The sequence below is a fragment of the Ensifer sp. EB106-05-01-XG146 genome (assembly GCF_058791875.1).
In genome coordinates this window covers 844074-861745 of sequence record NZ_JBYTDX010000001.1, presented here as the reverse complement: position 1 = coordinate 861745, position 17672 = coordinate 844074, and the positions used below count along the sequence as shown (strand labels likewise).

15 protein-coding genes are annotated in these 17672 nt (G+C 64.0%); 7 read left to right on the top strand and 8 right to left on the bottom strand.

All coding sequences use genetic code 11. From position 1 onward, the window contains the following. Nucleotides 1–76 precede the first annotated feature (76 nt). The 5 genes from ygfZ (at nucleotide 77) to AC3WVQ_RS04100 (ending at nucleotide 3442) form a co-directional block, all read left to right on the top strand. Nucleotides 77–925 (top strand): CAF17-like 4Fe-4S cluster assembly/insertion protein YgfZ, encoded by an 849-nt coding sequence (gene ygfZ, locus AC3WVQ_RS04120; RefSeq protein ID WP_060522110.1) that lies wholly within the window; start codon nucleotides 77–79, stop codon nucleotides 923–925. After that, on the top strand, nucleotides 922–1530 hold the full coding sequence (locus AC3WVQ_RS04115; RefSeq protein WP_034804032.1) for a YfbR-like 5'-deoxynucleotidase: 609 nt from the start codon (nucleotides 922–924) through the stop codon (nucleotides 1528–1530). Before ygfZ ends, AC3WVQ_RS04115 begins: the two co-directional genes overlap by 4 nt. A gap of 1 nt (nucleotide 1531) precedes the next feature. Then, a complete protein-coding gene (locus AC3WVQ_RS04110; RefSeq protein WP_034804033.1) occupies nucleotides 1532–2071 on the top strand; it encodes a tyrosine phosphatase family protein in 540 nt (179 codons plus the stop codon). Next, a complete protein-coding gene (locus AC3WVQ_RS04105; RefSeq protein WP_034804035.1) occupies nucleotides 2019–3041 on the top strand; it encodes an NUDIX hydrolase in 1023 nt (340 codons plus the stop codon). Before AC3WVQ_RS04110 ends, AC3WVQ_RS04105 begins: the two co-directional genes overlap by 53 nt. Before the next feature lie 155 nt (nucleotides 3042–3196). Then, on the top strand, nucleotides 3197–3442 hold the full coding sequence (locus tag AC3WVQ_RS04100) for a hypothetical protein (protein ID WP_077961811.1): 246 nt from the start codon (nucleotides 3197–3199) through the stop codon (nucleotides 3440–3442). Between the two features lie 132 nt (nucleotides 3443–3574). On the opposite strand, the gene nadC is transcribed toward AC3WVQ_RS04100, so the two are convergent. The 5 genes from nadC to AC3WVQ_RS04075 all read right to left on the bottom strand — a co-directional run bounded on the left by nadC (nucleotide 3575) and on the right by AC3WVQ_RS04075 (nucleotide 9643). After that, nucleotides 3575–4483 carry a carboxylating nicotinate-nucleotide diphosphorylase gene (nadC, locus tag AC3WVQ_RS04095; RefSeq protein ID WP_034804039.1) on the bottom strand — a complete coding sequence of 303 codons (909 nt, stop codon included), beginning with the start codon at nucleotides 4481–4483 and terminating at the stop codon, nucleotides 3575–3577. Between the two features lie 49 nt (nucleotides 4484–4532). Beyond that, entirely contained in the window at nucleotides 4533–6131 is a 1599-nt protein-coding gene (locus AC3WVQ_RS04090; RefSeq protein WP_034804041.1) for an L-aspartate oxidase, read from the bottom strand. Between the two features lie 55 nt (nucleotides 6132–6186). Continuing rightward, nucleotides 6187–7266: a quinolinate synthase NadA gene (gene nadA / locus AC3WVQ_RS04085; RefSeq protein WP_034804309.1), complete on the bottom strand. Its 1080-nt coding sequence runs from the start codon at nucleotides 7264–7266 to the stop codon at nucleotides 6187–6189. Nucleotides 7267–7439: 173 nt separating this feature from the next. Continuing rightward, nucleotides 7440–8678 (bottom strand): MFS transporter, encoded by a 1239-nt coding sequence (locus AC3WVQ_RS04080; RefSeq protein WP_034804045.1) that lies wholly within the window; start codon nucleotides 8676–8678, stop codon nucleotides 7440–7442. Nucleotides 8679–8776: 98 nt separating this feature from the next. Then, on the bottom strand, nucleotides 8777–9643 hold the full coding sequence (locus AC3WVQ_RS04075) for a helix-turn-helix domain-containing protein (RefSeq protein WP_090294623.1): 867 nt from the start codon (nucleotides 9641–9643) through the stop codon (nucleotides 8777–8779). A 127-nt stretch (nucleotides 9644–9770) separates the two neighbouring features. Here AC3WVQ_RS04075 and AC3WVQ_RS04070 point away from each other — a divergent pair, with 127 nt between their 5' ends. Further along, nucleotides 9771–10703 carry a phytanoyl-CoA dioxygenase family protein gene (locus AC3WVQ_RS04070; RefSeq protein ID WP_090294625.1) on the top strand — a complete coding sequence of 311 codons (933 nt, stop codon included), beginning with the start codon at nucleotides 9771–9773 and terminating at the stop codon, nucleotides 10701–10703. A 46-nt stretch (nucleotides 10704–10749) separates the two neighbouring features. Here AC3WVQ_RS04070 and AC3WVQ_RS04065 read toward each other — a convergent pair whose 3' ends face one another. The 3 genes from AC3WVQ_RS04065 to AC3WVQ_RS04055 all read right to left on the bottom strand — a co-directional run bounded on the left by AC3WVQ_RS04065 (nucleotide 10750) and on the right by AC3WVQ_RS04055 (nucleotide 15324). Then, nucleotides 10750–11601 (bottom strand): MOSC domain-containing protein, encoded by an 852-nt coding sequence (locus AC3WVQ_RS04065; protein WP_034804054.1) that lies wholly within the window; start codon nucleotides 11599–11601, stop codon nucleotides 10750–10752. A gap of 180 nt (nucleotides 11602–11781) precedes the next feature. Next, complete coding sequence (locus AC3WVQ_RS04060; RefSeq protein ID WP_034804057.1) at nucleotides 11782–12438, bottom strand: HD domain-containing protein; 657 nt, start codon at nucleotides 12436–12438, stop codon at nucleotides 11782–11784. Nucleotides 12439–12444: 6 nt separating this feature from the next. After that, nucleotides 12445–15324, bottom strand: a complete 2880-nt coding sequence (locus tag AC3WVQ_RS04055; protein WP_110818461.1) for a DUF2339 domain-containing protein — start codon at nucleotides 15322–15324, stop codon at nucleotides 12445–12447. Between the two features lie 195 nt (nucleotides 15325–15519). Here AC3WVQ_RS04055 and AC3WVQ_RS04050 point away from each other — a divergent pair, with 195 nt between their 5' ends. Beyond that, the gene (locus AC3WVQ_RS04050; RefSeq protein WP_110818462.1) at nucleotides 15520–17532 is read left to right on the top strand and encodes a PhoX family protein; all 2013 of its coding nucleotides are present in this window, start codon (nucleotides 15520–15522) and stop codon (nucleotides 17530–17532) included. Nucleotides 17533–17672: the final 140 nt, after the last annotated feature.

The window sequence follows — 17672 nt, the reverse complement described above, 5'->3', positions numbered from 1 at the left end:
GTCGGCCACGGCTACCAGGTGATCGTTTGCTAGGTTAGCGCGGGATTCTCCCCTCCCGTCGAACAGGATTCGAACGATGCCCAGAGTTCGCCTCGACGATCGTGCGATCGTCTCCATTTCCGGCAAGGACGCCGAAGATCTTCTTCAGGGACTGATCACCACCGACCTCGACGCGCTTGCGCCCGACGAGGCGCGTCCTGGCGCGCTTCTGACGCCACAGGGCAAGATCCTGTTCGAGTTCCTGATCTCCCGCGACGGCGATGGCCTACGGCTGGAAACGGCACGCGACCAGGCCGAAGCGCTGCTGAAGCGCATGACAATGTACAAGCTTCGCTCGGCAGTCGAGCTTTCGATCAGGGCTTCCGACGCCGTCACCGTGATATTCGACGAAGCAGCACCGACGGGTGCCTATAGGGACCACCGTTTCGAGAAGGCGGGCGTTGCGCTCTTTCGCGCCTATGGGGAAGCCACCGGCGACACGGCCGGCGCAGAAGACCTCGAACGGCTGCGGATCGCGGCGGGCATTGCGAATGCCGGTGCCGATTATGCGGTGCAGGACGCATTCCCCCATGACGTGCTCCTGGACAAAAACGGCGGCCTCTCCTTCAAGAAGGGCTGCTACGTCGGTCAGGAAGTGGTGTCGCGCATGCAGCACCGCAGCACGCCGCGCCGCCGGGTCGTGATCGTTTCGGCGGACGCCGCCCTTCCTCCCACGGGAACGACGATTACGGCGAACGACAAGGCGATCGGCGCGCTGGGCACGGTGCAGGGCAAGTCGGCGCTCGCGATCGTGCGCATCGACAAGGCCGGTGAAGCCATGGCGAATGGGATCCCGCTGCTCGCCGGCGACGTGCCGGTGACAATGGTTCTGCCCGAATGGACCGGCCTCACCTTCCCGACCAGCACGGACGAGGCAAGCGCGTGACGGCGGCCCGCGCCTGGCAGCGCATGCTTTCCGGCCGAAGGCTGGACCTGCTCGATCCCTCGCCGCTCGATGTCGAGATCGGCGACATCGCCCATGGCCTCGCCCGTGTTGCCCGGTGGAACGGCCAGACCGCCGGCGATCATGCCTTCTCTGTCGCCCAGCACAGCCTGATGGTCGAAGATATTTTTCGCCGCAGCAACAAGTGCAGCACCGACGATTGCCTGCTGGCGCTTTTGCACGACGCGCCGGAATATGTGATCGGCGACATGATCTCGCCGTTCAAGGCGGTGGTCGGCGGCGGCTACAAATCGGTCGAGAAGCGGCTGGAAAGCGCCATCCACCTTCGTTTCGGCCTGCCGCCGCATTGCTCCAAGGAATTGAAGGACCGCATCAAGAAGGCCGATCATGTCGCGGCCTATTTCGAAGCAACGGTGCTTGCCGGCTTCTCCGTCGAAGAGGCGCGCAAGTTCTTCGGCCAGCCGCGCGGCATCACCCGCGAGACGCTGCTGATCGATCCCTTGCCGGCGGTCGAGGCGCAGCGCCTGTTCACCGAACGGTTCCTCACGCTGGAAGCGCAGCGCGTGCCCGCGCGCGCGGAAATCTGACATGCCCGGCATCATCGTTTCTCCGCTTTCCCGCATTGCCGAAATGGCCGTCCGCCATGGCTGCACCGAGATGATCAGCCTCGTCGCCAAGGGCCAGGATTTCCATCGCCCCGGCGTCATCGCCAAGGCGCGACATCTGACGCTCGGCATGAACGACATCACCTTTGCCGGCACCGGCGACCTCATTGCGCCGCAGGAAGACCATGTCCGGCAGATCGTCGCCTTTGCGCGCGAATGGGACCGTGCACGGCCGCTCCTCGTTCATTGCTGGATGGGCGTCTCCCGTTCGCCGGCAGCCGCCCTCATCGCCGCGCTCGCGGCCGAGCCGGACCAGGACGACGCGGAGCTGGTGCAGCGGCTGCGCCGCGCCTCGCCCTATGCGACCCCCAACAGCCGGCTCGTCGAGATTGGCGACGGCGTGCTTGCGCGCAATGGAAGGCTGATCGCCGCCGTTCGCGCGATCGGTCGCGGCGCGGATGCCGACGGCAATGCGCCGTTCCTTCTGCCGCTTGCTTCCGAAGGAGCAGCCGTTGCCGATTGAGACGCAGCCGACAACGGTCGAGATCGGCCTCAATGCGGCGATCGTCGCCGTCGTCAACCGCAGCCCGCGCATCCTCGCCGTCAGCGAAAGTGACGGCGATGCGCGTGACAGCCTGCCCTTCGGCCCCTTCGATCCGGCGCTCCACCGGACCTTTGAGACGAGCCTGCGCGATCGCGTCGAAAAGCGTACGGCGCTGAAGCTCGGCTATATCGAACAGCTTTACACCTTCGGCGATCGCGGCCGTCAGCGGCTGCCGGGCGAAGAAGGCAAGCACATGGTCTCGGTCGGCTATCTGGCCCTGACGAGAACCGATGCCGAAAACACCGAGCGGCTGGCCGAAGCCGGCGCGCATTGGCGCGACTGGTACGGCTACCTGCCCTGGGAGGACTGGCGGCAGGGTCGCCCGGCGGTGCTGGACCAGGCGCTCCTGCCGGCACTTGCCCGCTGGGAAACAGGTGTGTCCGGTGACGACCGAGCCGCCCGGATTGCCGGGCGCCGGGCGCGCATTCGCCTGGCCTTCGGCCTCGGCGATTTTCCCTGGGACGAGGAACGCGTGCTGGAGCGCTATGAGCTCCTTTACGAGGCAGGGCTCGTGCCCGAGGCGGCCATCGACGGCCACGGTAATGGCAACGACGTTCTGACCGCCGGGCTGGCGATGCGCCATGACCATCGCCGCATCGTCGCCACGGCAATGGCGAGGCTGCGCGGCAAGATCAAGTACCGGCCGGTCGTCTTCGAACTGATGCCGCCCGAGTTCACGCTGACCGATCTGCAGGCAACCGTCGAAGCGATCTCCGGGCGCCACCTGCACAAGCAGAACTTCCGCCGCCTGGTCGAAGGGGCCGAACTGGTGGAGCCGACGGGGATGACGCTGTCTTCCACCGGTGGGCGGCCGGCCGCCCTCTTCCGCTTCCGCCGCCAGATCCTCGACGAGCGCCCTGCCCCGGGGCTCAAGGTCGGTGGGCGATGAGGGCAGTACCGCCCACCAAACGGTGGATCGGCACCTAAAAACATCCGACAGAACGCCCTACATGTGCGGGGATGATGCTATAATCGGTGCAGTGGGACGCGACCGAACTTTCGCTGCCCGCAAACCATGCGGCGTTTACGACCGAGGTGACAACCATGCTGCTCGTCCTGACCCTGCTTACGTCGCTGCTCGGCACCTCGCCCCAATCGGGAACCGACGAAAAGCCGAAGATGCCCGACTACTTCAAGAACCAACAGGGCGGCGGCATGCAGCCGCAGACAACCATCTGCAATCTCAACAGCCAGGACCTGAACGGGCAGTTCCGGACCTGCCGCTACGACTGCGGCACGCAGATCACCGTCGGCGAACGTTTCTCCTGCCCGTTCATCATGCAGCGTTGACGTTCAAAACCTCGGTTAGCTTCTGAAAAGACGCAACTCCGGACGGAAAACCGCTTCGCACTTTTCCTGGAGTTGGCCTCTTTTGGGCGCAACTCCGGACGGAAAACCGCTTCGCACTTTTCCTGGAGTTGCTTACCTTTCGATCACCACATCAAGGCCGATGTCGAGCGTCGGGGCGGCCATGGTGATCTTCGAGGTCGAGATGTAGTCGACGCCGCTCTCGGCGATTGCCCGCACCGTATCGATCTTGACGTTGCCTGAAGCCTCCAACCGCGTCCGGCGGGCATCGACCGCATAGGCGTCGGCGGAGAGCTGCCAAAACGCGCGGTTGACCGCAACGGCCTCGCGGAGCAAGTCCGGCCCCATGTTGTCGAGCAGGATGACGTCGGGTTGGGCCGTCAGCGCCTCGCGCATCTGATCGAGGCCATCGACCTCGATCTCGATCTTGACGAGATGGCCGCAATAGGCACGCGCCGCATGGACGGCGCTGGCGACACCACCAGATACGGCAATGTGATTGTCCTTGATCAGCACGGCATCGTCGAGGCCGTAGCGATGATTGGAGCCACCGCCCAGACGCACCGCGTATTTTTCCAGCGCCCGCAGCCCAGGAATGGTCTTGCGGGTGCAACAGACCTTCGCACGCGTGTGGGCGATCTCGTCGGCGAATTTCGCCGTATAGCTTGCGATGCCCGAAAGGTGCATCAGGAAGTTCAGGCCGACACGTTCGGCCGACAGCAGCCCGCGGGCGCGACCGGAGATCCGGGCGATCGCCGTGCCCGGCGCGACCCGGTCACCATCCGCCACCAATGCCTCGAAGTGGATCGACGGATCGACCAGACGGAAGGCGGCACGCGCAAGCTCCAGCCCGGCAACAACACCCGCATCGCGCACGTTCATGCCGGCCTTTGCGGTCAGCTCCGGCCCGATGGTCGAGAGCGTGGTAATGTCGCCGGCGCGGCCGAGATCCTCGTTAAGTGCGGCACGCACCTGGTCCTCGATCATCAGTGCGGGAAGTTCGGGGCGGAGGGCTGCGGTCATCTGCTTTTTCGTCCTTGAGTGTCGGTCCATGCAAGCGGCGCGCGTGAAATCACGCCGCTTCCGTCTCCGCCAGTTCGCTCGCCAGGCGGTTGGCGTCGGCGAGCGTCAGATAGGTGCGGCGGCGCCATTCCGGCTGTTCCTGTGGGCAATCGGCGCGGAAGTGACCGCCGCGGCTTTCCGTGCGCCGCAGCGCGCCGACGGCGATCAACTTGGCCGTGGTAATAATGTTGGTGAAGCGCATGCGGGTGTTGTCGCGCTCGAGCTGTGCGATCTCGCGGATCGCCTTTACCAGGCTCTCGCGGGTTCGGATCACGCCGACGCAATCGCTCATCACCTGGCGCAGGATCTTCAGTTGCGGGCTGTCTTCGACGGTCACCGGATCGTCGTTCTCGCCGGCATTATCGCCCCATTCGGTAAGCTGCGGCGTCGGCAGCGTGCCCTTGATGTTTTCGGCGATGCGGGCGGCAAAGACGACGGCTTCGAGCAGCGAGTTGGAGGCGAGCCGGTTGGCGCCGTGCACGCCGGTGGAGGTCACTTCTCCAGCAGCCCAGAGACCATCGATCGAGGTGCGACCTTCGGCATCGGTGAGCACGCCACCCATGTGATAGTGAACCGCCGGCACGACCGGGATGGCTTGCGTCACCGGATCGATGCCGGCCGCCATGCAAGAGGCATAGACCGTCGGGAACATCTCGGGGAAATGCTTGCCCACAGCCTTGGTGCAATCGAGGAACGCGCCGCGGCCGGCCTGGACCTCGGCAAAGACACCACGCGAAACGATGTCGCGCGGCGCAAGCTCGCCGTCCGGGTGGATATCGAGCATGAAGCGATGGCCGGCGGCGTTCAGAAGCTGGGCGCCATCACCGCGCAGCGCCTCGGTCGCGAGCGGCGCCGGATCCTTGCCGATGTTGATCGCCGTCGGGTGGAACTGCACGAATTCCGGATCGGCGATGATCGCGCCGGCGCGGGCGGCCATGCCGAGCCCCTGCCCGCACGCTTCCCACGGGTTGGTCGTGACAGCATAGAGATGACCGATTCCACCGGAGCAGAGCACGACGGCACGGGCCGGGAAAGCCACACGCTTCTTCGACTGGCCGGCATCGGGCCGGGCGATGACGCCGGAGATGAACCGGCCTTCGCGCACGAGTTCCTCGACTACATAGCCTTCGATCACGCGGATCGAAGGCGTCCGGCGGACGGCGGCAATCAGCGCTTCCATGATCGCCTTGCCGGCCATGTCGCCCTTGACGCGGACGATGCGTCGCTCGGAATGGGCCGCCTCACGCGAGAGCAGCAGCTTGCCTTCGAGATCGCGATCGAAGGGCACGCCGTATTCGAGCAGATCGTGAATGCGCGCCGGGCCTTCGGCCACCATCATGCGCGTCATCTTCTCGTCGACGATGCCGGCACCGGCGGCCAACGTGTCAGCGACATGTTTCTCGAAGGTGTCGCCGGGGCTCATGGCTGCGGCGATGCCGCCTTGAGCCCAGGCCGACGAGGCGCCGTGGCCGATCGGGGCTGCGGCAAGGATCGTCACCGGTCTCGGGCTCAGTTTCAGCGCGCAGAAGAGGCCGGCCAGGCCGCCACCGACGATGACGATATCGTCAATCCCGTTGAAGGATTGCGGGCGGAAATGGTCGGTCAGCATGATTCATTCTCCTCCAATGCGCATGCCTGCATCCGGTATGACCCGGCGGAAATTGTTACTGCTTGAGGTTCACCATGCGCTCGACCGCAAGGCGGGCGCGATCGGCGATATCAGGATCGACGAGAACCTCCTCCGTCATGGTCAGCAGGCTGTCGAGGATCTTCGGCAGCGTGATGCGCTTCATGTGCGGACAGAGGTTGCACGGCTTGACGAACTCGACGCCTTCGATCTCGGCCTGGATGTTCGACGCCATCGAGCACTCGGTAACGAGCAGCACCTTCGACGGGCGATTGTCCTTGACGTAGTTGATCATGCCGGAGGTCGAGCCGGCGAAGTCGCAGACGGCGATTACGTCCGGGTGGCATTCCGGATGACCGATGATCTCGATACCCGGATTGGCTTCCTTGTAGGCGAGCAACTCGGCGGCGGTGAAGCGCTCGTGCACCTCGCAGTGGCCCTTCCAGGTCAGGATCTTCTTGTTGGTCTGGCGCGCGACGTTCATCGCCAGGTATTCGTCGGGAATGCAGAGAACCGTGTCGGATTCCAGGCTCTCGACGACATCGAGCACGTTCGACGAGGTGCAGCAGATGTCGGTCTCGGCTTTCACGTCGGCAGACGTGTTGACGTAGGTGACGACGGGAACGCCGGGGTAGCGCTGCTTCAGCAGGCGGACATCGGCGCCGGTGATCGATTCCGACAGCGAGCAGCCTGCCTTGGCGTCGGGGATCAGCACGGTCTTTTCCGGACTCAGCAACTTCGACGTTTCGGCCATGAAGTGCACGCCGCACTGGATGATGATTTCCGCATCGACTTTGGCAGCATCGCGCGCGAGCTGCAGCGAGTCGCCGACGATGTCGGCGACACAGTGGAAGATGTCCGGCGTCTGATAGTTATGCGCGAGGATGACCGCGTTACGCTCCTTCTTCAGCCGGTTGATGGCGTGCACATAGGGCGCGTAGACCGGCCACTCGATCGCCGGGATGAAATCCTTGACCTTCTCGTAGAGATGCTCGGTTTCGCGCGCGATCGCCGGCGTAAAGGCGAGCTCGGGCCTTTCGATGATGCCGAAGCGCTCAGCGGCGCTGACAAAAACCGGTTTCGCCACGGCCGCGGTGCGGGGTGCAAGGCGCGTCATCGACATCTCCTCTCCGCCCCTCTTCCTGGGCGGGTTTTCAATTATGCTCACTCTGAGCATAATTGAACCAAAACAAAAGCGGCAAAGCCGCATGGGTTGATTTAGAAAGTTTTGTGACAGAATTCAAGAATAGAAGCGCCGCTTTTCGCGGCGCTTCTGATTTTGGTTCGCGATCAGGCCATCGCCGGCCGTGCCACGCCCTTCTCCTCGATCGGCCAGTGGACGATTGCAGCGAAGACGCCGAGGGCTACACCGAGCCACCACACCGGATCGTAGGAACCGAAGTGGTCGTAGAGGTAGCCGCCCATCCACACACCCAGGAATGAGCCGACCTGGTGCGACAGGAAGACGATGCCGCCGAGCAGGCCGAGGTGGCGCGTACCGAACATGATCGCGACCAGCGCATTGGTCGGCGGCACGGTCGAAAGCCAGAGCAGGCCCATAACGATGGCAAAGACGATGACCGAGGTCGGCGTCTGCGGCAGCAGCAGGAAGGCCGTCACCGCCACCGACCGCGCGATATAGATCAGCGCCAGGAAATAGGGTTTCGAGTAGCGCTGGGCGATGAAGCCCGCCGACAGAGAACCGATGATGTTGAAGAAGCCGATGAGTGCCAGCGCGATCACCGCATAGCGCGCGTCGATGCCGATATCGCCTATGTAAGCCGGGAAGTGCGCGGTGATGAAGGCAACCTGGTAGCCGCAAACGAAGAAGCCGGAAACCAGCAGCAGGTAGCTCTTGTGGCCAAGTGCCTCCTTCAGCGCCTCGCCGATCGACTGCTTGAATTGCGCCTCGCTCTGGCGGCCGGAGGACGCGTTGCCGCGCAGCGGGATCGCGAAGAACGGCACCACCAGCATGAGGACACCGAGATAGACCAGGCTGTCCGACCAGCCATAGGCCGAGATCAGCCCCTGGCTCAGGGGCGCGAACAGGAACATGCCGGCCGAGCCCGCCGCCGTGCAGATGCCGAAGGCGAGCGACCGTTGATGCGGCGTGACGTTGCGGGCAAAGGCGGAGAGCAGGATGCCGAAGGAGCCGGAGCCCACCGCCATGCCGACGAGCACGCCGCCGCCGATGTGCAGCCAGATCGGCGCGTTGGCGAAGGCCATGATGAAGAGCCCTGCAGCGTAGAGAAGGCCCGACATGGCGAGCACGCGCCACGTTCCGAACTTGTCCGCGATCGCGCCGAAGAAGGGCTGGCTCAGGCCCCAGCAGAGGTTCTGCAATGCCATGGCAAGGCCGAAGGTCGTCCTGTCCCAGCCCGTATCGGCGAGCATCGGCAGCTGGAAGAAGCCCATCGCCGAGCGCGGGCCGAAGGTGAGCATCGCAACGACCGAGCCGGCCGCAATGATCAGCCAGGGCATCTCCTGACGGGCACTGGACGGCGCGGATGCTCCGGAAACAGCGGACATGGAATCTCTCCGATTGATGGAGCGCGATCCTAGGCGGCTGCTAAAACAGATAAAAGCCAATTAAATTGACGCCGCAATCACCGGAATTGATGCCTTGATCAAGCGGCGCTGCGGAACCGGTCGCGAAACGCTCTCGGCGTCATGCCCTTGGCCGCCTTGAACTGGCGATTGAAGTTGGCAAGCGAACGATAGCCGACGGCATCGGCGACATGAGCGATCGAACGCGCCGAACCACTGAGCAGCGCGCAGGCCTCGCCGATCCGCAGGCGCATCAGATATTCCGAGACCGGCATGTTGAGGTGGCGCAGGAACAGGCGGTGCAGGCCGGAAAGGCTGAGCGCGGCCAGATCCGCGAGTTCGTCCATCGACGGGTTTTCGGCGTAATGCAGGTGGATATGGTCGAGCACCCGGTCGAGGCGGCCGCGGTCGACCGATCGGCCTGATGGCGTGACGACCCGGCTCGACAGTGGTGTTACCGCCTGCTCGCGCGCCAGGATCGTCAGCATCGACAGGACGTCCGGCAGGCGCTCCTCCGGCGCCAACCGGCGCAACCCTTCGAACAGCGGCCGCACGCGGGTGGCCACTTCCGGCGTGAACTGCAACCCTGGAGCCGAACGCTCGAACATCGCCTTGACGCCGGCGAGTTCGACGAAGCCTTCCTCCACGCGCTCCACCCATTCCGGATGGAACCAGAGCACCAGCGCCACGTGCGGTTCGGCCTCGTCGACCTTGCCGGCGGAGTGCCAGGTGTGCGGCAAGTTGGAGCCGACCAGCACGAGATCGCCGTCCTCATAGGCACCGATATGGTCTCCGATGAAGCGCTGGCCGCGCGAGTTGAGCGTCAGCGTCAGTTCGAACTCGGGATGATGGTGCCATTGGAACGGGATGGCATCGTCGAGCCGGCGGTCTAGCAAGATTGATGAGGCATTGGTCGGCCTCGAGATCTTCTGCAAAACAGCCTTCATGTTGCACCATTCTATCCTCAGAAGCCAGAATAGTATCAATGTAGGCAGGCTGCGTGCAACAGCGGCACCGTTGAAAGGGCTAGGTTTTCTCCATCACCAATCAAACCTGCCAGGCGAGGAGATCCACATGCAGCCACTCAGAGACAGTCACCCGACGGCGGCCCATCTCGATATTCAACTGAAGGACATCCGGAAGCGGCTGCCTCTGCGCGTGCTTTCGGAAGCGGACTGGCAGCACTGGATCACCAAGGGCTACGTCATCGTCCGTCAGGCGGTACCGGCGACCAATGTCGAGCGGCTCGTCGAGTTGCTCTGGCGCTTCGACGAAAAGGATCCGGTCGACCCTTCGACCTGGTATGCGCCGCAGCGACGCGAGCACAAGATGAAGGAACTCAACAACACCGGCATGCTGGAGATCTACAATCACCAGTATCTCTGGGACAACCGCCAGGAGCCGCGCATCTACGGCGCCTTCGTCGACATCTGGGACCGCGAAGACCTGTGGGTGACGATCGACCGCGCCAACCTCAACCCACCGAAGAAGGTCAAGGGCAATCCCAACGGCTTCATACATTGGGACGTCGACACCTCAATCCGGCCGCTGCCGATCGGCGTTCAGGGCGTGCTCAGCCTCAAGAAGCAGGACGGCGACGTCGGCGGCTTCCAATGCGTGCCGGAACTGTTCGAAAACTTCGAAAGCTGGGAGAAGACTCAAAGCGCCGACCGCGACCCGATGCACCCCGACATGACCGGTCTTTCGACCGTCAACATCGAGATGGAGGCCGGCGACCTGATGATCTTCAACAGCCTGCTGGCCCACGGCGTGCGGCCCAATCATTCCGATGGCCGCGTGCGCATGGCGCAGTACATTTCGATGCATCCGGCAGAATGGGGCAATGTCGCCGAGCGCGAGGAACGGGTGCGCCTGTGGCGCGAGCTCGACCATCCGAAGCGCGACGCCTTTCCCGGCGACCCGCGCGAATGGGAAAAGCACAACGCCTCCCCCGCCAGCCTTTCGGATCTGGGCGCCAAGCTTCTCGGTATCACGCCCTGGGCTTGATACCGAGAAACGCGTGAGATCGTTTCCGTCCGGAATTGCTTCTGAACTAAGCCGAAGCACGCACCTTCATCGGCCAGCGCTCGCCGCGTCGGCCGATGATCTTGACCTCATCGCCGAGCTTCACGGTGCCTTCGCTGCGCGGCACCGCATTCCAGCCGAAGAGCACGCCGGTCACGCGGCGGTCGGCCGACATGCGCTTCTCCGCCAACCCCTGGATCGGATTGCCGCCGATGCGCTCGCCGGTGATCTGGTCCTGGGTCGTCATGATGCAGCGCGAGCAGGGTTTGACGAGATCGAAGCGGATGCCGCCGATCTCGACGCTCTCCCAGAAATCCTCCTCCCAGGCTTCATCGCAGTCGACGAGGATGTTGGTGCGGAACCGTTCCATGCCGACCGGTTCCTGGCCCTTTTCGGCGAGCGTCCGGTTGAGATCGGCAAGCGAACCCGTGGTCGTGATCAGGATCGGAAAGCCATCGGCAAAGCCGACGGGTGCGGCCGCTCCTGCCCATTCGGCGCCGACGAGCCGTTCGGCCGAGGCGTCCATATGGGCGAGCCTGACCGGGCGGCCGAACCATGAAGAGAGAACCTCGTCCGTCGTTTCATCCGACACGGCGGCATCGACCTCGCTGCCCCAAACGACGACGTTCAGACGACGGTCCGGATCGAAGCGGACGGAGATCTCCCGCTCACCCATCCTCAGGTGCACGCCGCCATCGATGTGGCTCGCCTCAACCTGCGCCAATGTCTGCAGTTCGCGCTGGGTGATAAAGCGCCCATCCGGCTGGATCAGCATGAAACGCCGGTCACCCTCGACGCCGTCGAGATTGACCGAGACCGTCTCGCGGGCAATCGCGCGACCGCTCTTCAGCGGATGAATATTGAGGCCGGTCACCTTCATGGACAGTTCCTTCCATCTTCAAAAACTGATTCAAGCGCCTGACGATCCGATTCACCGGGCGGCTGCAATCCGTTGAAAGGCCTAGATCATTTCTCGGTTTGATGGAAACGGAGAAATGTTCCGGTGCAATCGGCGCGGCACAATCGCTCGCAGAAAAGCGCCCCACGCCCTTCCCGGCAACTAGATTTCATCCAGCATCATGGCGAGCACGTCGCGTAGCCGCTGCTCACGCTCGTGAGCCAGACGGCGGCCGGCCTCGGTCTTGAACCCGTCAGCGAGCCGGAAGAGCTTGGTCTCGAAATGATCGATGGCGAAGGCCTTGTCATCGAGCGCCCGCGCCTCAGCCAACGGATCGAGCGGGTCGTAAAGGCCGCTGCCCATGCGCCCGGCGATGTAGAAGCAGCGGGCAGCGCCGACCATGCCGATCGCATCCAGCCGATCGGCATCCTGAAGGATCTTCGCCTCCAGGGTTTCCGGCGGGATGTTCGCCGAGAAGCTGTGCGTCAGGATGGCGTGCGCCACCGCGGCAATCTCATCCGTGCCCCAACCGAGATCTTTCAGAATGCCCGTCGCCTTTTCGGCCGCCAGTCGTGATGCCTGCGTGCGCAGGGGCGAGTTCTTCTCGACCGAGACGCAGTCATGCAGCAGCACCGCGGCGGCGAGCAAACGCGCCTCACTGCCCTCCTCCGCCTGGATGCGGGCGGCATTCTTCCAGACACGGATCAGATGTGCGGCATCGTGCGAGCCGTCATCGGCGGCGAAGGCATGCGGCAGCAACGCCGCCGCAAGTTCCTCATGCGGCGCGAAGGCGGCCGCGAGTTTCGAAATCTCTGTCATGATGTCCTATTGCTGTTCGGCAGGCTTTGCCGGCGCCGTCGGTGCAGCGCCGACGCCGGACAAGATCTTCTGGTAGAAGAGCCCTATCCCGATCAATACCCCGCCAAGGCCGATGAAGGACAGAGCCCGCAGGAAACCTTCGAGGTTGGACATGTCGATCAGGAACACCTTCAGCACGGCAACGAAGACCAGAACGGCCGACGCGATGCGGATGCTCTTGGCATGGAAGCGCGAGCCGAGCACCAGCAGCAGCACGCCGAGCAGCAGCCAGACGACCGAATAGGTGTAGGTCTCGCCCTGCAGAAAACCCTTCCAGTCCGCGATGTTTTCCCCCTGCCAGACACGGCGGACCGTGAGGCTCGCCCAGGCGAAAGCAAGCACCGCGCCGCTGACCGCAAGTGCCATGACATAGGGCAAGGGCCGCTTGTCGCGTGCATACCAGGCGAGCCCCGCATAGCCGAGCCCCGGTAACAGATAACCGATCAACAGCAGGTCGAAGAACGGGATACGCCCCAGCAGTTCGCCGCTGAAATAGGGGTTGAGGCCGAGGAGATGCGCCGAAAGCACCGACAGCATCGAGAGCACGCCGAGGCCCATGCCGCCGTAGCGGAAGACCGGGCTCGGTGATTTCATGTCGAGGCTCATGAAGATCGCCGAGGCGCCGATTGCCAGCAGCGTGTAGATCGACTGCTCGCCGAGGGTTGGCACCGCGCTGTCGAGCACGCCGCCGTTCATCGCATGGCGCACCAGGATCGCGAGCGTCAACAGCACGAAAAGGCTGGCAAGCGCCTGCAGCAGGTTGCGCACGCGCGTGCCTGGCCAGGATCTCAGGAAATAGGCGGAGCCTGCAAGCAGCACGGCGGGAATGCCGTAGCCCGGCAGCAGCGCATTGAAGACGGGCGTAGTGCCGAGATTGCCGGCACCGACGATCGTCGGCTCCCAGGCGATGCGCCCGAGTACGACGACGGCCGCTGCACCAGTCATCCACGGAAGAATCGGCCAGGTGCGGATCCGCGTGGCGAGCGCATAGGCCGTTCCAAGCACGGCGATCGCAAGCGTCGTGACCAGCCCATCCGTCCAGGCGTGGAGGGCAAGCACGAGAAAGGTGAAGGAGCCGGCCACCAGCAAGCCGGCCGCCGTATCGCGCGCCATCGCCTCGCTTTCGCGGCGGTAGAGCCAGTCCGCAAGTGCCAGCAGCGCCGCCCCGGCGACGAGTGAGAACAGGCCGTGCGGCAGGTCGAAGGAATAGTTGCCGGTCATCAGGAACGACATCGCGACGAGCGCGACCGGAACGACCGCGGCGATGCCCGCCCAGAGTGTCGAATATTGCGGATGGGCGACGAGCCGGCGCGACAGCACGAAACCGCCGAGTGCGACGAACAGCGCCGCAAGCAGCATTGCGGTGATCATCGCGGTGCGCCCGGGCAGGACGACTGCCGGAAGAGCGTCGGCCAGCGAGGGATCGAGATAGGCGAGCACGCCGCTCAGCGCCGTCAGGCTCCAGACGCCAGCAACAGCGCCGACCGCTGAAAGCACGGCGGGATAGACTGCCGTTGTCCGCCAGGCGCCCAACGCCGCCAGCGCCGCAACGACAACCGCAAACTCCGCCACCGGAAAGCGGACCGCATAGACTGCTGGGCTGATGAGGAGGAGCGCAAGCATGGTGACGACGATCGCGGCCGAAATGGAGATTGCCGCGTGCGGTGGAACGAACAGGCGTTCCCATGGCCCGACGACGGCCCGGGGTCGGGTTGTCGCTTCGGTCGACTCCGGCATTTCGGACCCTTCAGTCGCATCACGCATTTCGCGCGCTTCTGCCACTGGCTCCCGTTCGATGGCGGCCGGCCAGATAAGCCCGATGCCGGCGATCATCACGAGTAGGATGAAAGCGACCGGCCGTGCTTCGAAGGGCGATGCCGCAGCGACATAGGCAAGGCCCCAGAGCCCTATGCCAACATTGGCAAGCGTCGGCACTACGGTCCATTGGCGCAGCCGCGATGCAAGCAGGGTCGCGAGCCAAACGATCGTGAGGAAGCCGAAAAGAACCCAGGGGCGCGGTTCGTTGCTCGAAACCAGCGCCGGCGTGATCAGCGAGGCAAGCAGGCCGAGGCCAGCGAGCGCCTGCCCATGCAGCAGCGACAGGCCGACGGTGGCGAGCGAAATCGCCGCCAGGAGAACGAAGGCCGTGCCCGTGCCGATATATTCGTAGATGCCATAGGCGGCATAGGCGACCCCGAAGAGGGTGACGGCACCGGCCGCCGTCAGGATGCCGGGGATCATGGCGTTCTGGAATTCGTTGGCGATCACGGGCACCGCGCGCCGACGGATGACCTCGCCCGCCGCCATCAGCAGGAGGCCGAACAAGGCAGCAAGCGTCAGGCGAACCGCCGGGCTCAACAGCCCCGCATCGATTGAATACTTGACCATGAAGACGCCGCCGAGCGCCAACGCGATGCCGCCAACCCAGACGGCCCAACGGGCGCCGAGGCGGCTTTCCAGGCTTTCGGTCTGACGGGGTACGGTTGCGACCGGCTGCGGTGCTTCCGTGCCGGCAGCGATCGTCTCCTCGCCCTCGATTTTGGCCGCGGCTCCTTCCGCATCGCCGAAAATCCGCGCGCCCTCGCGCGCACTGGCCGAGAAGGCGGCAGCGGCATCGTCCAGCGTCTCTGGCTCCGGCGTCTCCGACATGGCCGGCAACTCGTCCGCAGCCGCAATCGCCTCGGTCGCCGTTTCAGCCGGGGCGCCTCCCCCCGGAGCGGCCTTCAGCGCCACGACCTCCGCCTTGAGGGCGGCCAGTTCGGTACCAAGACGCTCGGTCGTCCTGCGGTTGCCGAGATAGGCGGACAGGGCCAGAATAAAGGCAGCTAAAGCAATAAGTTCGAACATACTTTCCCCTGGCAGTCGCAATCGCCGGCGCGCGCAACCATACAGACTTTTATGCAAGCGCCAAATCTATAGACGGCCGAGCGCTGTAATCTCTTCACGGAAATGTCGCAGAACTGTCATGGGGCAGCTGGTACAGGCGGATGAACACCGCTGCCTCGCGCGGTGGTTTCCATCGTTCAACCAGGAGACCCGATCATGGACAAGCATCTCGCCCAGACGGAAGAGACCGAATTCAAGACGCTGACGGAACGCAGGGAAGAGCTGGAAGATGTCGGCCACAACTGTTCCGCCAATCCGACGATGGGCGACATCATCCACCGCCGCTTCTCGCGCCGGTCGTTCATCGGCGGCTCGCTGGCAGTTGCCGCGATCTCGACCACCGTCAGCCCGCTCGCTCTCCTGACCGCCGAAGAGGCACGCGCCGAGGACGGTTCGCGCTTCGACTTTACCGAGATCGAAGCCGGCGTCGACGAAAAGCACCATGTGGCCGAAGGTTACGATGCCGACGTCCTGCTTCGCTGGGGCGACAAGATCTTCGCCGACAGCCCGGAGTTCGACCCGAAGAACCAGACGGCCGCTGCCCAGGAAAAGCTGTTCGGCTACAACAACGACTATGTTGGCTTCATCCCGCTCGACGGCAGCGCCGACCACGGCCTGCTCGTCATCAACCACGAATACACCAATGCCGAACTGATGTTCCCCGCCTTCGCCAGCGTCGTGAAGGAAAAGGTGACGAAGGACGGCAAGGAAGTCGAGGAAGAGAAGGTCGTTCTCGGCGAATACAGCAAGGAGCTGGTCGACATCGAGATGGCCGCACATGGCGGCACGATCATCGAGATCCGCAAGGTCGACGGCAAGTGGCAGCCGATTCTCGACGGCAAGAACAACCGTCGCATCACCGTCAACACCGAGATGCAGATCACCGGCCCGGCCGCCGGTCACGACCGCCTGAAGACGCCGTCCGACCCGACCGGCAAAAAGGTGTTCGGCACGCTCAACAACTGCGCCGGCGGCGTCACCGCGTGGGGCACCTACATGATGGCCGAAGAAAACTTCAACGGCTATTTCGGCGGCGAGATTGCCGAGGACCATCCGGAATACAAGCAGCTGAAGCGGCTGGGCGCACCGGGCGGCCAGTATGAATGGGCGTCCTTCTACGACCGTTTCGACGTCTCCAAGGAGCCGAACGAAGCCAATCGCTTCGGCTGGATCGTCGAGGTCGACGCGCTTGATCCGACGTCGGTGCCGAAGAAGCGCACAGCCCTCGGCCGTTTCAAGCACGAAGGCTGCGAATCGATCGTCAACAAGGACGGCCGCGTCGTGCTCTATTCCGGCGACGACGAGCGCTACGACTATGTCTACAAGTTCGTGACCAAGGGCACCTTCAAACCTGACGATCGCGCCGCCAACATGGACCTCTTCGACGAGGGCACACTCTATGTCGCCAAGTTCGACGAAGACGGCACCGTCACCTGGATGCCGCTGACGCATGGCGAAGGCCCGCTGACCGAAGCCAACGGCTTTGCCTCGCAGGCGGACGTGCTGATCAACACCCGTCTTGCCTCCGACGCGCTCGGTGCCACCAAGATGGACCGTCCGGAAGACGTTCAGCCGAACCCGAAGACGGGCAAGGTCTACGTGATGCTGACCAACAACACCAAGCGCAAGGCCGAAGAAGTCGACGCGGCCAACCCGCGCGCCAAGAACGCCTTCGGCCACATCGTCGAGATCACCGAGACCGACGGCGACTTCGCGTCGCTGAAGAGCCGCTGGGACGTTCTTTTGAAGTGCGGCGATCCGAGCGTTGCCGAGGTCGGCGCTTCGTTCTCGACCGCCACCACCAAGAACGGCTGGTTCGGCATGCCCGACAATTGCGCCATCGACACCGATGGCCGCCTCTGGGTATCGACCGACGGCAACAACGAGAAGGACACCGGCCGCACCGACGGTATCTGGGCGATCGACACGGACGGCGCCGCCCGCGGCACGTCGAAGCTCTTCTTCCGCGTGCCGGTCGGCGCCGAAATGTGCGGCCCCTGCTTCAACCCGACCTCGGACACATTCTTCCTCGCCGTCCAGCACCCGGGCGACGCCGGCCTTGCAACTTACGAGACGCCGGCCACCCGCTGGCCGGACTTCCAGGACGACATGCCGGTACGCCCGGCTGTCGTCGCCGTAACGAAGCAGGGCGGCGGCCGCATCGGCTGATCAGGACTGCGATTACAAAGAGGAACGCCGCGCCATTCTGCGCGGCGTTTCTTGCTTCCGACATTGCTTGAGCGACGCAATTCCGAGCAGAAAACCGCTTCGCACTTTTCCTGGAATTGCTCAGCTTGAAGTGACGCAAT

What these genes read in the sequence shown, in the direction of transcription:
- AC3WVQ_RS04075 (WP_090294623.1), bottom strand. Translation starts at nt 9,643, where the DNA reads ATGAAGGCTGTTTTGCAGAAGATCTCGAGGCCGACCAATGCCTCATCA.
- AC3WVQ_RS04055 (WP_110818461.1), bottom strand. Translation starts at nt 15,324, where the DNA reads ATGTTCGAACTTATTGCTTTAGCTGCCTTTATTCTGGCCCTGTCCGCC.
- ygfZ (WP_060522110.1), top strand. Translation starts at nt 77, where the DNA reads ATGCCCAGAGTTCGCCTCGACGATCGTGCGATCGTCTCCATTTCCGGC.
- AC3WVQ_RS04060 (WP_034804057.1), bottom strand. Translation starts at nt 12,438, where the DNA reads ATGACAGAGATTTCGAAACTCGCGGCCGCCTTCGCGCCGCATGAGGAA.
- AC3WVQ_RS04080 (WP_034804045.1), bottom strand. Translation starts at nt 8,678, where the DNA reads ATGTCCGCTGTTTCCGGAGCATCCGCGCCGTCCAGTGCCCGTCAGGAG.
- AC3WVQ_RS04070 (WP_090294625.1), top strand. Translation starts at nt 9,771, where the DNA reads ATGCAGCCACTCAGAGACAGTCACCCGACGGCGGCCCATCTCGATATT.
- nadC (WP_034804039.1), bottom strand. Translation starts at nt 4,483, where the DNA reads ATGACCGCAGCCCTCCGCCCCGAACTTCCCGCACTGATGATCGAGGAC.
- AC3WVQ_RS04065 (WP_034804054.1), bottom strand. Translation starts at nt 11,601, where the DNA reads ATGAAGGTGACCGGCCTCAATATTCATCCGCTGAAGAGCGGTCGCGCG.
- nadA (WP_034804309.1), bottom strand. Translation starts at nt 7,266, where the DNA reads ATGACGCGCCTTGCACCCCGCACCGCGGCCGTGGCGAAACCGGTTTTT.
- AC3WVQ_RS04105 (WP_034804035.1), top strand. Translation starts at nt 2,019, where the DNA reads ATGCGCCGTTCCTTCTGCCGCTTGCTTCCGAAGGAGCAGCCGTTGCCG.
- AC3WVQ_RS04050 (WP_110818462.1), top strand. Translation starts at nt 15,520, where the DNA reads ATGGACAAGCATCTCGCCCAGACGGAAGAGACCGAATTCAAGACGCTG.
- AC3WVQ_RS04110 (WP_034804033.1), top strand. Translation starts at nt 1,532, where the DNA reads ATGCCCGGCATCATCGTTTCTCCGCTTTCCCGCATTGCCGAAATGGCC.
- AC3WVQ_RS04100 (WP_077961811.1), top strand. Translation starts at nt 3,197, where the DNA reads ATGCTGCTCGTCCTGACCCTGCTTACGTCGCTGCTCGGCACCTCGCCC.
- AC3WVQ_RS04090 (WP_034804041.1), bottom strand. Translation starts at nt 6,131, where the DNA reads ATGCTGACCGACCATTTCCGCCCGCAATCCTTCAACGGGATTGACGAT.